Origin of the sequence: Alcanivorax sp., assembly GCF_019431375.1 — a bacterium.
Taxonomy (GTDB): domain Bacteria; phylum Pseudomonadota; class Gammaproteobacteria; order Pseudomonadales; family Alcanivoracaceae; genus Alcanivorax; species Alcanivorax jadensis_A.
The window spans coordinates 1990394-2004856 of record NZ_CP080267.1; the positions used below are offsets into that span (position 1 = coordinate 1990394).

The 14463-nt window shown below is 55.7% G+C and carries 15 protein-coding genes and 1 pseudogene; 3 read left to right on the forward strand and 13 right to left on the reverse strand.

Annotation, left to right across the window (positions count from 1 at the left end):
- Positions 1-77: 77 nt before the first annotated feature.
- Positions 78-386: an SOS response-associated peptidase family protein gene (locus KZ772_RS09210; RefSeq protein WP_063520012.1), complete on the reverse strand. Its 309-nt coding sequence runs from the start codon at positions 384-386 to the stop codon at positions 78-80.
- 13 nt (positions 387-399) lie between these two features.
- Positions 400-732: pseudogene (locus KZ772_RS18595) on the reverse strand (hypothetical protein); the annotation flags it as partial.
- Positions 733-768: 36 nt separating this feature from the next.
- Between KZ772_RS18595 and umuD the strand changes: the two are divergent.
- Both umuD and KZ772_RS09220 read left to right on the forward strand, forming a co-directional pair.
- On the forward strand, positions 769-1203 hold the full coding sequence (gene umuD / locus KZ772_RS09215; protein ID WP_081939765.1) for a translesion error-prone DNA polymerase V autoproteolytic subunit: 435 nt from the start codon (positions 769-771) through the stop codon (positions 1201-1203).
- Positions 1169-2458 carry a Y-family DNA polymerase gene (locus tag KZ772_RS09220; RefSeq protein ID WP_290536305.1) on the forward strand — a complete coding sequence of 430 codons (1290 nt, stop codon included), beginning with the start codon at positions 1169-1171 and terminating at the stop codon, positions 2456-2458. The genes umuD and KZ772_RS09220 overlap by 35 nt, the downstream gene beginning before the upstream one ends.
- Before the next feature lie 18 nt (positions 2459-2476).
- Here KZ772_RS09220 and KZ772_RS09225 read toward each other — a convergent pair whose 3' ends face one another.
- The 4 genes from KZ772_RS09225 to KZ772_RS09240 all read right to left on the reverse strand — a co-directional run bounded on the left by KZ772_RS09225 (position 2477) and on the right by KZ772_RS09240 (position 6461).
- A complete protein-coding gene (locus KZ772_RS09225; protein WP_063520015.1) occupies positions 2477-3613 on the reverse strand; it encodes an inovirus-type Gp2 protein in 1137 nt (378 codons plus the stop codon).
- A gap of 361 nt (positions 3614-3974) precedes the next feature.
- Positions 3975-5090: a DUF87 domain-containing protein gene (locus KZ772_RS09230; protein WP_063537788.1), complete on the reverse strand. Its 1116-nt coding sequence runs from the start codon at positions 5088-5090 to the stop codon at positions 3975-3977.
- Positions 5084-6199, reverse strand: coding sequence for a hypothetical protein (locus KZ772_RS09235; RefSeq protein ID WP_290536306.1), 1116 nt, complete (start codon positions 6197-6199; stop codon positions 5084-5086). Before KZ772_RS09235 ends, KZ772_RS09230 begins: the two co-directional genes overlap by 7 nt.
- Positions 6189-6461: an AlpA family phage regulatory protein gene (locus KZ772_RS09240; RefSeq protein WP_082872370.1), complete on the reverse strand. Its 273-nt coding sequence runs from the start codon at positions 6459-6461 to the stop codon at positions 6189-6191. The genes KZ772_RS09235 and KZ772_RS09240 overlap by 11 nt, the downstream gene beginning before the upstream one ends.
- Positions 6462-7453: 992 nt before the next feature.
- Here KZ772_RS09240 and KZ772_RS09245 point away from each other — a divergent pair.
- The gene (locus tag KZ772_RS09245) at positions 7454-7687 is read left to right on the forward strand and encodes a hypothetical protein (protein WP_290536307.1); all 234 of its coding nucleotides are present in this window, start codon (positions 7454-7456) and stop codon (positions 7685-7687) included.
- A gap of 44 nt (positions 7688-7731) precedes the next feature.
- On the opposite strand, the gene tatC is transcribed toward KZ772_RS09245, so the two are convergent.
- The 7 genes from tatC to KZ772_RS09280 form a co-directional block, all read right to left on the reverse strand.
- Entirely contained in the window at positions 7732-8466 is a 735-nt protein-coding gene (tatC, locus tag KZ772_RS09250) for a twin-arginine translocase subunit TatC (RefSeq protein ID WP_290536308.1), read from the reverse strand.
- The gene (tatB, locus tag KZ772_RS09255; protein ID WP_290536309.1) at positions 8463-8750 is read right to left on the reverse strand and encodes a Sec-independent protein translocase protein TatB; all 288 of its coding nucleotides are present in this window, start codon (positions 8748-8750) and stop codon (positions 8463-8465) included. The genes tatC and tatB overlap by 4 nt, the downstream gene beginning before the upstream one ends.
- 7 nt (positions 8751-8757) lie before the next feature.
- Positions 8758-8985 (reverse strand): Sec-independent protein translocase subunit TatA, encoded by a 228-nt coding sequence (gene tatA, locus KZ772_RS09260; protein WP_290536310.1) that lies wholly within the window; start codon positions 8983-8985, stop codon positions 8758-8760.
- Positions 8986-9160: 175 nt separating this feature from the next.
- Positions 9161-11317, reverse strand: coding sequence for a PhoX family phosphatase (locus tag KZ772_RS09265; RefSeq protein ID WP_290536311.1), 2157 nt, complete (start codon positions 11315-11317; stop codon positions 9161-9163).
- A 262-nt stretch (positions 11318-11579) separates the two neighbouring features.
- Complete coding sequence (locus KZ772_RS09270) at positions 11580-12872, reverse strand: adenylosuccinate synthase (RefSeq protein WP_290536312.1); 1293 nt, start codon at positions 12870-12872, stop codon at positions 11580-11582.
- Between the two features lie 125 nt (positions 12873-12997).
- On the reverse strand, positions 12998-14173 hold the full coding sequence (locus KZ772_RS09275; RefSeq protein ID WP_365871126.1) for an ATP phosphoribosyltransferase regulatory subunit: 1176 nt from the start codon (positions 14171-14173) through the stop codon (positions 12998-13000).
- 3 nt (positions 14174-14176) lie between these two features.
- Positions 14177-14368, reverse strand: coding sequence for a DUF2065 domain-containing protein (locus tag KZ772_RS09280; RefSeq protein ID WP_290509286.1), 192 nt, complete (start codon positions 14366-14368; stop codon positions 14177-14179).
- Positions 14369-14463: the final 95 nt, after the last annotated feature.

Sequence of the window (14463 nt, forward strand, 5' to 3'; positions counted from 1 at the left end):
CTTGTTTTTTCCGAAAAGACTTAATCATTATATCCCTGCCGCCAGACCAATCTTGATTTCCAGCCCTTATGCAGCATTTAATCCTGAATAAGAAAAGGTTCCCCTACCGTCTGCTTGAGGCTGACCTTGTCAATCGGGGTAGCCATCAGATCAGCGCGTATCACTGGGGCTAGCAACCCTTCCAGCGCAGTCACATCCGTCACCTCTGGCGACAACCAAATGTCATACGCATCCTCAGGCAACCACAATGGCGTGGACTTGCGGTGGATCTGCTCCAGGGCCGGGATACCCGGCAGGGTAATGATCGACGCGGAGGTAACTTCCTCCCCTGTCACCTTGTCCGTCCATTCTTTGTACAGCCCCCCCAAAGGCAATGGCGGTGCCATTGGCTGGCTCCAACAGATGCGGGCGCTTGCCGTCCTGGCTCTCGACAAAGGCGGTAGCGGGGATAATGCAGCGCGAATGCTTGAACTCGCGTTTCTGGGGTAGCTTGCGGTAATTGGTGTTTACGCTGAAGTAGTCCCTGTGGGGACGTAGCCCCTCCTGCGTCTGCTGGAGATACAGCCACCACGTCGCCGTGCGCAGTAATCGAGCCTCACTACCGCCCGTCACCACGCTAATCTGGGCCCCAGGCCGAAAGTCACCATAGATCAGTCGGTTAGCGTCCACGCCCAACGATTCTGCCAATTTGGCTGAGCCATCGCTCTTGATTAGCACGTAATTGGTACACATAATCAAATACTGTACTTATGGACAGTTAATTTAGCCATGCCGATTACCACTCTCTCTCCACTGGAGATAAGGGAGCAGTTTGCTGCACCCTGCTATCTCTCCCGCGTCAGGACCGGGTTTCCGAGCCCTGCTGACGATTACATGGACAAGAAACTCGACCTCAATGAGTTCCTTATAAAACACCCCGCCTCAACCTTCTACTGCTGGACCGAGGGGGAATCCATGGAGGGCGTCGGCATCTATGACCGGGATCTCCTGATTGTTGACCGCGAGGAGCAGGCACGGCATCAGGATGTGGTCTTAGCCTTTCTGGATGGTGAGCTGACCTGCAAGATCCTGGATGCCCATCGTCGCCTGCTATGTTCAGCCCACGAGGACTTCCCGCCGATCCCCATCTTGGATGGGAGCGACTTTCAGATTGAGGGGGTTGTGATCAATGCCATCCACTTCTTCCGCCATCGCACTGGTTGACTGCAACTCGTTCTACGCCAGTTGCGAGCAGATCTTCCGGCCTGACTTACGAGGCAAGCCGGTGGTGGTGCTGTCCAATAACGATGGCTTTGTTGTCGCCCGTAGCAAGGAGGCCAAAGCGCTAGGCATCCCAGACCTGGAAGCCTTTTTCAAGATTGAGGGGCTACTCAGAAAGCATGGCGTAGCCATCTTTTCCAGTAATTACCCGCTGTATGGCGACATCTCCAACCGGGTGATGACCAAACTCCAGGCATTCAGCCCCCGGATTGAGGTCTACAGCATCGACGAGATGTTTCTCGACATGGCGGGGATCCCTGGCGATCCGAAGCACACCGCACATGAGATCAAGGCTCAGCTGTGGGATCACATCCGAATGCCAGTGGGGGTAGGCATTGCGCCAACCAAAACATTGGCCAAGCTGGCCAACCGAACTGCCAAGAAGCTCCCGCAGTGTCAGGGTGTCTGTGTGCTGGATGAACCACTGAAGTGGGAATGGGTGCTGAAGCGTGTCCCGGTCACGGCCATCTGGGGGATCGCCCGACGATTGGGGGCCAGGCTCAATGCTGAAGGAATTCACAGCGCTCTCGATCTCGCCAGGGCACACCCCAAGGTCATTCGGCGGATGACCAGTATCAACCTGGAACGAACTATCGAGGAGCTGAACGGCAGAGCCTGCCTGGCCCTTGAGGAAGTGCCGCCCGCGAAGAAGCAGATCTACTGCACTCGCTCTTTCGGCAACAAGGCCTCTACTTCAGGCCCTGTACTGGAGGCGGTAGCTCTCTACGCGTCCCGAGCCGCCGAGAAACTCCGGAAACAGCACCACCTGGCGTTGAGCATGCATGTGTTCATGCACACCTCGCCATTTGAGCCGAACTTCCACTCCGCCAGCGACTTGGTCCAGCTTCCCTACCCCACCGACGACACACGAGAGATCGTGAAATTGGCCAGGGCGACAGCCGCTCGCCTGTACCAACCTGGCCATGCCTTCCTGAAAGCGGGTGTTGGTCTCGTGAACATCTGCGACCGCAAGCACCATCAGTTCGACATGCTACACCCAGGCCAGACAGAGAGAGCTGACCAGCTCATGACCGTCATCGACAGTATCAACCGTGCCCAAGGGAAAGGCAGCGTGTTCATGGCCTCCCAAGGGACCTCAGCCCCGTGGTACATGAGGCAACAGTTCAGATCACCGGAGTACACAACGCAATGGGCAGAGTTGCCCGTAGCTCACTGTCACACTCTGCCCTGCTCTTGATTGCATTCACACTGTAGGTCAACCACTTTCCCTGGTCGCTGTTCGGTCTCTCCGCTGCTTCAGTGCCTTGAAGCGGGGCCCTCGCACAATGCGCAATTGATTGACGCTCTTTTGTCCGGTTAGCCGAAGGGACTGTTCTTTTTTTGCGAAGTAACGGATGAGAGCCCTCATATTGGCTTCCTGGATTGCATCGCCCTTACGAAATTCTCCAACCGCCAAATGCCGCACAGGGACCTGTAATCGTTTCGACAGCGCCGTTCTAATCTCACCTACATTCACATTAAACCCAGCCCCTTCACCTTTAGTAACCACGTCACACCAATAGCTCTTCAAGTAAGTGCCAAGTAAAACATCCATGCGGACCTTACTACCGTCATATATAAAGTATCCATGCCAGTGATAGCCCTTTTTTGCCCCGTATTCAATCTTGAACACCGCCAACACCAGAGCAGAAAACTGGCGCTTGTTATGCCGCATGTTTCTAATGAAGCGGTCTAGATCGTTTGATATGCACTCTGGGGTTTTATTCCTACGCACAGACTGTTTGTAGCTGCCATCAACACGCACCAAGCGAGCTTTTCGACAAAGGCTCAACGCCTCATTCACTGCCCCGGTGATGCTGTCTACTCTACGCTGCTCCCTGACCACCTGCTGTCTACGAAACTGAAGGATCTCAGGTGCTGATAGCCGCCGTTTCAGTTCGTGAAGATACTCGAGATAGTAATCATGTACCGTTTTACCGCCAACGCGCTCATGCAACCGACGCCCCGTCAAGACGCGAACCGCCGCTTCCCTATTGAGGCCCAGGACAACCTGAACATCCGGGTCCACCTTGTACCCCCAGAAATCATCCTCAGTGAGATTGATACAGGATTCGATGGCTGGTGTCTTCTTATTGGGGATTCTGCGGATAAGCCCTTGGCTAGTCTCCTGCCGTCGGCTAATGACCAGTCGCCGCTGGGGCACGATTTCATCTAAAAGCGTCGTGACGTCCGCAAGCGCACGTGCAGTCTCTGCCTGATCAGTGATGAAGACTTTATTGAGATTATCTCTCTGATTGTAAACATCCAGTCCACAGTCCAGCATTTCATGGAACTGCTCCAGCCGTCCCACTTGAGCTTCTACTGACAGCATCATGCCGTGCCCTTGGTTCATCGTCATTGCTCCAGTATTAACCTTATTCTTTGATGGCTTTTTATGAGCAACGAACCAACCAGAATGGAAATCTGAATATTAATAAAACCAGAGAATAAACATGTTCCCCTTTATGATTTACCAGACAACCACTCCCGGATCCCGAAATCACTGACTATCGCCGCTCATATAATGGGCAAAACATGTACGTTATTAAGCAAGCCCTACTAATACTGACACTGCCACCAGTATTAGTAAGAATTTTATTAACATGAGAAATTTCGCAGCCCTGACTATATACTGACCACCACATCACTCTGCCCCCAATGGCTCCTGAGGATTGACCGAGGGCGCTACCCGCTTTTAAGCAAGGAGCCCCCACCTATTGCAGATGGTAGAAGTTTGCTTTGTATACATTATGGCCCGTCTGATAGAACCCGGACCAACGGCCAGTTCCGCAGTTTAGCGCGCCCTTACAGAGGCCCAACTTCTGCTCCACCTTCCTGGCATCCTTGGCACTTCTGGTAGGCAGCGCAAAGTGGGTGTCAACGTTGGCGACCACTTCCTCACTCAGTTCATCAAGCGTTTGAGCGGCCAGCAGGAGGCCAACACCGAACTTCCGGCTCTCTTTCGCAATGGTCTTTATGATGCAGTCATCCGCTTTCTGGCGTATCACCGATCCAGCCTCATCAAGGACGAGATACACCCGAAATGGCGATCCGGCATCAAACGGTGATTCTTTCACTGGCCCCATGGCCGCAATTTCAGCATAGATCATATTCACCAAGGTTCGAGCCACCCAGCCCCTCATTGAAGCGGGGATTCCCTGCATATGAAGACGCGCACCATTCTGTAAAAGATCATCAACCCTCAAGGGCGATTCATGCTCGAAAATAGCGCATGCAGCCAATACATCAACACGGTTTATCAAGCCATCAAAAATCTGCCTTTCCCTGCTGCTTTCGGCCTCGTCTTTCTTCTCAAGAAGAAGATCTCTCAGATCAGAAGGCCGAATACTCTTTGCAGTCGCAGCGGGGGAATCGGAAGCGCTTTCCGTAATCCCCAGGCGCCGCCACAACTCCATGATCGCTGATCGCAGAACGTTGATTTGACCATCTCCAAGCTTTCGCCTCCCCGTCGCTTCAATGGCTCTGACCGCGCTTTCCAGGCACCCTCTCAGACCAAAGACCTCCAATGCCAAGGGCGTTGGCTCCAGAAATCTGATCGAACATTCACCGGAAGCTCCATCTCCAAGATGCAGCGTCCTGATCCCTGATATAGCCAAGTCATCATGAAAATCGAAAATCACTACCGGCACCTTCGAACAAAACAGGTATGATGCGATAAATTTGGCTACGGTCGACTTCCCCATGCCAGATGATCCGGTGATCTCGACATGCCCGTTGGCACATAGTCCTGGAAAAAATCCCAACCCACGACCGGACAAAGCATCAATGCCGATATTAATAGGCGGAACCTGAATGGGCCGAATCACCATTTCTCACCCCCACTATCGACAACGTTTGGCACAATCTTGGCCAAGCGCCGAATTTGTGCCCCTTTAATTATCCTGATCTGCCGGTGCTTTTTCCCGTTACCATTTGCACGTAGTTTCTGGCTGAATTTAGCGAAGCGCGTAACAGCAGCTTCCAGGAGCTGCTGCCGGGCATGAGCGCCCTGAACATAAACAGGAGAAGCAACATCTGTGAAGTTCAACCCTGACCACTTCGATAAGATAGCTGCATATGGCTTGTCGGTTGCGCACAGAAAGCTACCTTCCCCATCCGTCACATTATCCCGCCAGTAGCAGCCAAGGTTAGCCGCCCGCTCCCCGGCTCCAGGTTTGAGCAACAGCATACCGCTGATATGGAATCCCTTGTGGTCGCTCAACTCCACAGAAAAGATAGCCACCAGAAAGCAGCGGGATGCAGAGTGATGCCGAATCCCATTTGCAAAATTTTTATAAGCAGCGTCGGTATCGGCTAATGTCTTCCGCATCCTGCACTCCGGCTTCCATGACAGATCGATCAAGGCAATTTCGACCTCATCGCACAGGTAATAACACAGCCTGATCGCCTTGATCATGGAGTGCCGCCGCCGCCTGGCATTGCCCACTTCGTTATAGCATCGCTTGCGATGAGCCTTGCTGGTGATAATCCTTCGGAAACGGGCAACGCATTCAATTAGGATGTCGGCGACTTCTTTCTTAAGGGCATGCCAGCCCTGAAGAGTATCTACCAGTGCAGAAATTCTGGGATCCCGCAGAAGTTCCAACCATGCGTCCATGTCTGGCGGGAGGTCATACCGCTCTGCCATCAAGGGATTGATCTTTAAACACTTGATCACAAAATCGTAATCCCGGCCACGTCTGATGCACTTACCCCCATTCGCGGATTGACGCTCTACCGCGATTTTAATTTCACGCCCGTCATGAATCATCTCTGTCAGCCCATTGATGAGACGGTAAGCGCGCAAAATTTCGCTCGGCCCATCTAGGCAAACAGCGTTCTCCTCCGGGCTGTCCCACATGTCTACGGAGGTAAGCAGCTTTTCTGCAGAACGAGCTGTCCGTCTCTGAAACGGTGGGGAGGCATGATTAATCAGCATGATCACCTCCCATAACACCGGCCAAATAATCTGCCACGTCTTGCGCCCGCCAGCGGGTACAGTTCCCTCCCAGCCTTATCGGCTGTGGAAATTCGGGAATAAAGTGCTTCCCGTTGCAATCAACCCAAGCCCACAGCGTGCTCACTCCGATCCCCAATTCCTCAGCCAGATCTTTGGCTGACAGCATAGTGAGGCCAGTTAGCGGCTTTGGTGCTTCACCTGCGCAAACAGATAGCGGCGCAGCAATCAATCGAGTATTCATTAACCCTCCTAAGTGCTGCGCCAAACGACACCATTCCCAAGGCAAAGTAATGCCATAAGAATTGTGCCTACGCTCAGCGCAGCCCAGCAAAAATCCTCAGAACGACCACAAGGTCGCAATCCAAATATAATTTTGTGTTTGATTGGAAGTTCACGCTTCGCGTGAAACCAATACTAGGGAGGGCGACTTATTGCTGATGGATGCCACGTCCATTCAGGCTGCGCTGTTGAAAAGACATTAAATGTCTGTAGTGTTCTGCCAACACCGCGTTAATCAGGTGCAGGAGGACTTAGCTATCTGTGGCGATGCCAAGCCAAGAAAAAATTACTGCATTCCCAACCACGACGTCAAGCCTTAAAGACAACGCACCCAAAAAAATCCTGAATTCAATGTACGATTTATGCAGATTCAATGGTTTTTGGGGGAATTAGTTTTTTGCCGAGCGTTCGTGGAGGTCTAGCCACAGCAAAATGCCTGCTCGTCTCCCTTCACGAGAAGACCAGCGGACGACTAGATAGAAAGCCGATATCACGTGATTGCTAGCACGGTCATAATGTAGTCATCTGATCGGCAAGGTGACACTCCCTGCTCTCCCACACCAAAGAGCCTGCCCCCATCCTCTCAAAGTCATGCCCCTGGGTCGCTTATTCTGTGGATAAGCCCCTCGCCTCCCTGATCGAGCAGGTGGCACAAGGTGGCAAGAATGGTATGATCCACACCCTTCGCTGCTCTCCAAATTTGGATATATTCAGCGAAAGAGGATTTAGATGAATGACGACACCTTCATGCGTCAGAAATTTTACAAATCCGCTTGTTGGTACATGTGTTGGTATGAAGCAAAACCGAACTGGGATATCTTTATTTATATCAGACAGTTACGCTCCCTATTTGAGTCCTCTCCTCGCACCAATTCAAAGGGCTCCCAGACGGGGGCCCTTTTTCGTTTCAGGCCAGACACCACCAGTCTCCACAGAGCCAGGGTGCAGAAAGCCATGACTATTCTCCGCTCCATGATCGCCGCATTGGTACTGGCCACCGGCCTGTTTCTGGCCCCGGTTGCCACCTACGCCGACGACGGCAACGCCACCGCCAAGCATCCCGCCATTCAGCAGGCCGACGCCCAGCGGGAGAAAGAAGCCAACCGCAAACGGTACCTGCTGGTGTTTCCGGCGGCCGTCATCGGCATCACTGTGGCACTGATCATCATCACCCGGCGCCGGAAGTAGCCGGCAGGCAGGGAGACAGCTGCCCTGCCAGTGCCTGCCTCCCCTCAGGATAACGCCTCACTGTCATCCTCCATCGGCTCCACCCAGCGCGAACACAGTAATCCCACCTCAAACAGCACCCACATGGGTATTGCCAGCAAGCTCTGGGAAATAATGTCCGGCGGCGTGAGCAACATTCCCGCCACGAAACAGCCCACTACCACGTAGGAACGGCCACCAGCCAATGCGGCCGGCGTGGTGATGCCCGACGCCACCATTAACACCACCGCCACCGGCAACTCAAAGGCCATGCCGAACGCCATCACGAATGTCATGGTGAAGCCCAGCCATGCGCCGATATCTGTCATCACCGCGACCCCTTCCGGGGCCACCGAAATGAAGAAGGCAAACAACAACGGCATGACCACGAACCAGGCAAACAGGGCCCCGAGATAGAACAACAACACGCTGGCAAGCAATAACGGCCCTGCAAAACGTTTCTCTCGCCGATACAGCCCCGGCGACACAAAGCTCCAGCATTGATGCAACAGAAACGGCATGGCCAGCAACATGCTCAAATACAACGCCAGCTTGAAGGGGACCAGAAACGGCGCCGTCACGTCCGTGGCGATCATGCTGCCACCCTCAGGCAAAGCCTGCATGAGAGGCTGCGCCAGGTGGGTATAAATTTCCCCGGCAAACATGAACAGGGGAATAAAGACCAGCACGATGGCAATCACCGAACGCAGCAGCCGCTGACGCAATTCCAGCAAATGGCGAGTCAGCGGCATGGCATTCATGACGATTCCACGTCCTTCACCGGTAGCGATTTCTCTGCCACCTCCTTTTCAACCGGATTGCCCTGCAACAATGCCAACTCACGCTGGATCTTTTCGCGGCGCTCTTTCATATCCAGGTTGCGCGCCTCATTCTCCAGCTGTTGCTGCATCTGCTTCATCATTGCTCGCCCTCGCCCCACCCACTGGCCCAGGGTACGCACCAGCCTGGGCAGTTTTTCCGGACCCAGCACCACCAGCGCCACCACACAGACCAGTAGTATTTCCATGAAACCGAAGTCGAACATGTTCCTGTCAGCTCCGAACCGTGTCTTTCTGCTTGTTCATGTCACTGGACACCAATGTGCTCTGGTCATCCTGCTCCGACTGGAGACTTTTCTCGCCATCCTTTACGGCATCACGGAAGCCTTTGACAGCTCCGCCCAGATCCGAACCAAGACTGCGGATACGCTTGGTACCGAACAGCATGATGACGATGACCAGAACAATAAGAAGTTGCCAGAGACTGATACCGGAAAGCATGGGATTCACCTGTGTTTGCCTGATGGGATAATCTGCATTGTCATGGCGCTGCATGACTCCGGGATGACAGCAAGACACTATCCCGACAGCACCTGTTGCCTTTCAAAAAAACCGGCCACAGAAAAAGAAAAACCGCCCACAAAAAGTGGGCGGTTTTGGTATCGCTTCGGCTGACCTACACAGCGATCTCGCCATCATCCTCTCGGGTGATCACGATGGTGGCCGAGCGGGGACGACTGACGCCATTACCCAGCGACAGGGCATCGCCGTTGGGGTTGGGCCAGGTGCTCACATCCGTATTGAAGTTGGCGGCAGAGCCCCCTTCACCAGGATGCTGCACATTGATGAACAGACTGCGGGCATCCGGAGTCATGGTGATACCGGTAATCTCGCAGCCCTTGGGGCCGACCAGGAAACGGCGCAGATCCACCGCGGACGCGTCCTTGCCCACAAAGGTGGTATTTTCCTCACCACCAAAATCATTGGTAAAGGTCAGCATGCCGCCATCACCCACTTCTCCCGGAATCGCCACCAGCATCTGGTTATTCACCGCATCACGGTAAGCGCCATCATCCGTCTGAATCCACAACAACCCACGATGGTCGAAGTACAGACCGTCCGGGCTGGAGAAATCATTGTCCGCGGTCAGGCCGGACAGGTTGATGCTCTGGGCATCCTTGTCCGCAGGGGACCCGAACAGGAACACATCCCAATCGAAACGGGTAGCGCTATGGTCGCCGCCCTCTTCGCGCCAACGGATGATATGGCCGTTGGGGTTACCGCCCGAGCCGCCGTAGGTACGCGGGTTGGGCCCGTCTACGGTATCCGGATTACGATTGCTGCCGCGGTTGTTGGTCAAGGTGAGGTAGCACTCACCATTGATCGGATTAACGGCTGCCCACTCCGGGCGATCCATTTTGGTCGCGCCAACGTGATCTGCAGCAAGGCGAGTCGCCAGCATCACATCCCCCTGACTGGAGAAAGGATACAGGGGGTTCATTGCATCCAGCCCATTCACCCCAACACTCAGCTCTTTCCACTCGCCGGTGCCGTCATTATTGAACACCGCCACGTACAGCTTGCCGTCATCCAGATACTTGTTGCCAGCAGCCGTACCGGTACCCACATCGGCTGGATCCCAGTTGGCCGCACTGACGAACTTGTAGAGATATTCGTTGCGGGAATCATCACCCATGTAATAGACCAGCGGCTTGCCGGTTTCTGCGGGAGCGAAGATGGCTCCTTCATGGGCAAAACGCCCCATGGCTGTCCGTTTGACCGGCTTGCTGGCGGTGTTGAAAGGATCAATTTCCACAATATAACCAAAGGTGTTTGGCTCATTGCGAAAATCCTCCGTGGCCGAGGCGCCAGTGACACTGATATTGAACCGCTGGTACATATCGCCGGCCACCGTATCCCATTCCCGATAGGAGAAGCCTTTGCTCACCAGCCCCATACCGTAGCGGGCAAGCAACGCATTCTCGGTGGCGCTGCGGGCGTCGGATGCATCATTACGGCTGAAATACGAAAACCAGTTTTCTTCACAGGTCAGGTAGGTTCCCCAGGGGGTCCGGCCGCTGGCACAGTTATTAAGAGTGCCGAAGCCCTTGTCACCGGCAGGGCTCAGTTTGGTTTTCAAGGCGTCATGGCCTGAGCAGGGGCCTGAAATCACCGCTTCAGTGGCACCGGTAACACGACGGTTGAAGGCGGAATCCTTGACGTAACGCCACTGGCCATCCTCTTTGATCACTTCCAGACACGCCACACCATGGGCGAGAATTTCCCGGTCAATCTCTACCTGCGGGCGGGCACCACCATTATCGGCGGCAGCGGTAACACCATTCTCATGCAAGGTGTCATCTTCCAGATTTTCGTGGTTCATACACAACACACCACGCTCTGACCCATTCGGATCCCAAGTCCCGTCAGCATCCAGACCGAAATACTCCATGCCATCGTGCTCATCACCGGAACGCTTGTCGAAATCCTCGCCGCTGCCATCGTTCTGATAATCCGCAATATCAGAAAACAGCGCATCGCCTTTGGCGATCAGGACACTGGCCCGATAGCCTTCCGGCAGCACTACGCGATCCTCCAGTGAACGCGGGACTGCTGCAAAGCCCAGCTCGGCAGGCACCTGGCCGCCAGCATCGCCGCCATTACCGCGATTGTTGCTGTCACCACCACAGGCCACCAGGCTGGCACCGGCCACCATGGTGGCCGCAGTCGCACCGCCGCGCAGAATCTGGCGACGGGAAAGATGCTGTTCCAGCACAGTATTGATGGTGGTGTTATCGGAACGGTTGCTGTCTTCTACGGGATGGTGACCCATCTCTGTTCTCCCTGTTCTGTTTGCGTTGCCTGCCTGGAGCCGGACACACCGGCCACTGAGTCGGTAAAAGTACGAAACCGAGCTTAGGCAGAACGAATGACAGAAAGGGGTACAGCGCATGTCATTTTCAATGCATGCATGTGTCTATCAAAAGACAATCGTCAAGAAAGGAGAGGAGAGAGAAAATCAGGCATTAACCCGCATAAAGCGGTCACGTCACCGGATACCCTGGCGGGGATCCGGGGACGTGATGAAAAGGCGATCAGGCGAAAGGATGCCGCTTGATGATGGTTTCCACGCGATCCGGGCCGGTGGAAATGATATCGATGGGGGCACCGGTCACTTCCTCGATCCGCTTCAGGTAAGCCACGGCGTTGGCCGGCAGCTCGTCCACGGATTTGGCACCCAGGGTAGATTCAGTCCAGCCGGGAAGGCTTTCGTAGACTGGTTTCACTTCTTCGTAGCTATCCGCATCCCAGGCACAGGTCAGGGAGTTGCCTTCCGCATCCTGATAACCGATACAGATATTCACTTCTTCCAGACCGTCGAGCACATCCAGCTTGGTGAGACACAGGCCGGTGATGGAGTTGATCTGGATGGAGCGTTTCAGGGCCACCGCATCAAACCAGCCACAACGACGGGCACGGCCGGTGGTGGAACCGAATTCGTGGCCTTTCTCTGCCAGGTAACGACCGTTCTCATCGAACAGCTCTGTGGGGAAAGGACCGCTACCCACCCGGGTGGTGTAGGCCTTGGTAATACCCAGCACATAGTCCAGATACAGCGGGCCGAAACCGGTGCCGGTGGCGGCGCCGCCGGCGGTGGTGTTGGAGCTGGTCACATAGGGATAGGTGCCGTGGTCGATATCCAGCAACGTGCCCTGGGCGCCCTCGAACATGATGTTCTCGTTACGCTCACGGGCACCGTGCAGCACAGTGGTCACGTCGGTGACCATGCTGCGCACTTCCTCGCCCATGGCCAGGGTCTCATCCAGGGTTTTCTGGAAGTCCACCGGCTCGGCATTGTAATAACTACGCAGCACGAAGTTGTGGTAATCCATCACTTCGCCGAGCTTGGCAGCAAAGCGCTCGCGGGAATAGACATCCCCCAGACGCAGACCACGGCGGGCCACCTTGTCTTCGTAGGCGGGGCCGATACCGCGACCGGTGGTGCCAATCTTCTTGTTGCCACGGGCCGCTTCCCGGGCCTGATCCAGTGCCACGTGCACCGGCAGAATCAGCGGGCAGGAGGCGGACAGACGCAGACGCTCACGGACCGGCACACCCTGCTCTTCCAGGCCACCGATTTCCTTGAGCAGGGCATCCAGGGCCAGCACCACACCATTGCCGATCAGGCACTGAACGTCATCACGCAGAATGCCGGAAGGAATCAGATGCAGGACGGTTTTCTTACCGTCGATCACCAGGGTATGGCCGGCGTTATGACCGCCCTGAAAGCGGGCCACCAGAGAGGCCTGATCGGTAAGCAGATCAACGATCTTGCCCTTGCCTTCATCACCCCACTGGGTGCCGAGAATGACTACGTTCTTACCCATGATTGCTTGCTGCCTGTTGATTGAACGCTTGTACGCGACACGCTTCACGCACAGTTTGATTCACCCCGGAGCGGCGATTGCCGACCCGGAGGTTGTGCCGGAGACTTCCCAGGGAAGTGTCCGGTCTAGAAAATATCCTGGATCACCCAGTGGCTGTCTTCCTGCACCAGCTTGCGCTGGCAGCCCAGCTCGCGAGGGTCATTATCGGCCCCGGTCAACGCCAGCACCACCCGCTCGCCCATATCACGCAACTCGGCCACCCGGGCGGCAAAGCCAGCATCCTGCAGAGAACCTTCCGCCAAAATGCCATTAAGCGCAGCCGCCTCGGTACGCGCCGCCAGCATTTTCAGATCGGCACTGAAACCGGTCGCCGGGCGGGCCCGGCCAAACACTTCACCGATATGATCATAACGGCCGCCCTTAGCCACCGGCTCACTCTCGCCGGGCAGGTAGGCGGCGAAGACACAGCCGGTGTGGTAGTGATAGCCACGTAACTCACCCAGATCCAGATGCAACTGCACGCCACGAGCGTCCAGCACCCCGGCCAGCACCGCCAGCTCATCCAGCGCCGCCAGGGCACCGGGGAAATCGCCTAGCAGACTGCGGGCCTCATCAAGAATGCCGATGCCACCGGCCAGCCAGGGCAGCGCCGCCAGAGCGCGGGCCGCCGGAGCCGGCAGATCGCGCTCCGCCAGAAAGCTATCCAGCTCTACCCGCGCCTTGCGGACATAAATATCTTCCAGCTGACCCTGCTCGGCATCACTCAGATCACAGGCATCCAGCAGCCCGCGGAACAGACCCACATGCCCCAGATCCAGCACCACTTCATTGGCCACACCAGCCAGAGCCAGGGTATCCAGAAGCAGAGTCATCACTTCCAGATCGCTGTCACTTCCGGCATGGCCGAACAGCTCCACCCCGAGCTGGTAGGGCAGCCGGGTAGCGCCGGCCACCGCCGGGCGGGTGCGCAGGGCACTGGAGCAGTAACACAGGCGGGAGGGGGCCGAACGGCGCAGGCTGTGGGCATCCATGCGCGCCACCTGAGGGGTGATATCCGCGCGCACGCCCATCAGGCGGCCAGTCAGCTGATCGGTGATCTTGAAGGTTTCCCGCTCCAGGTCACGGCCCGCGCCGTTGAGCAAGGACTCGAGAAACTCGATCAGTGGCGGGAAAACCAGTTCATAGCCCCAGCGCTGGTAAAGATCCAGCGTCTGCCGGCGCAATTGCTCAATGGCCCGGGCTCGCCCCGGGAGAACCTCTTCCACCCCGTCGGGCAGTAGCCACTGTTCTTCCTGGTTCATCATTTACGACCGCATCAGTAGTAGCAGGCCGGCACCCAATATCATCAGCACCAGCCCCAGAATTCTCAGTGAGCGCCCGGGCATGCGGGCAACCTGCAAGGCCGCCTCACGCGCACGATTAGGCGCCAGAAACAGCGGAATGCCCTCGATCACCAATACCAGGCACAGGGCCTTGATCAATAAGCTGAAGTCCATTGTTCCTGCCAGACAGCCACAAAAAAACCGGGAGCCTCGGCCCCCGGTTGCAGCATTCTACCACGGTCTCCCGGCGGCGGACAGGTTAACGCCCT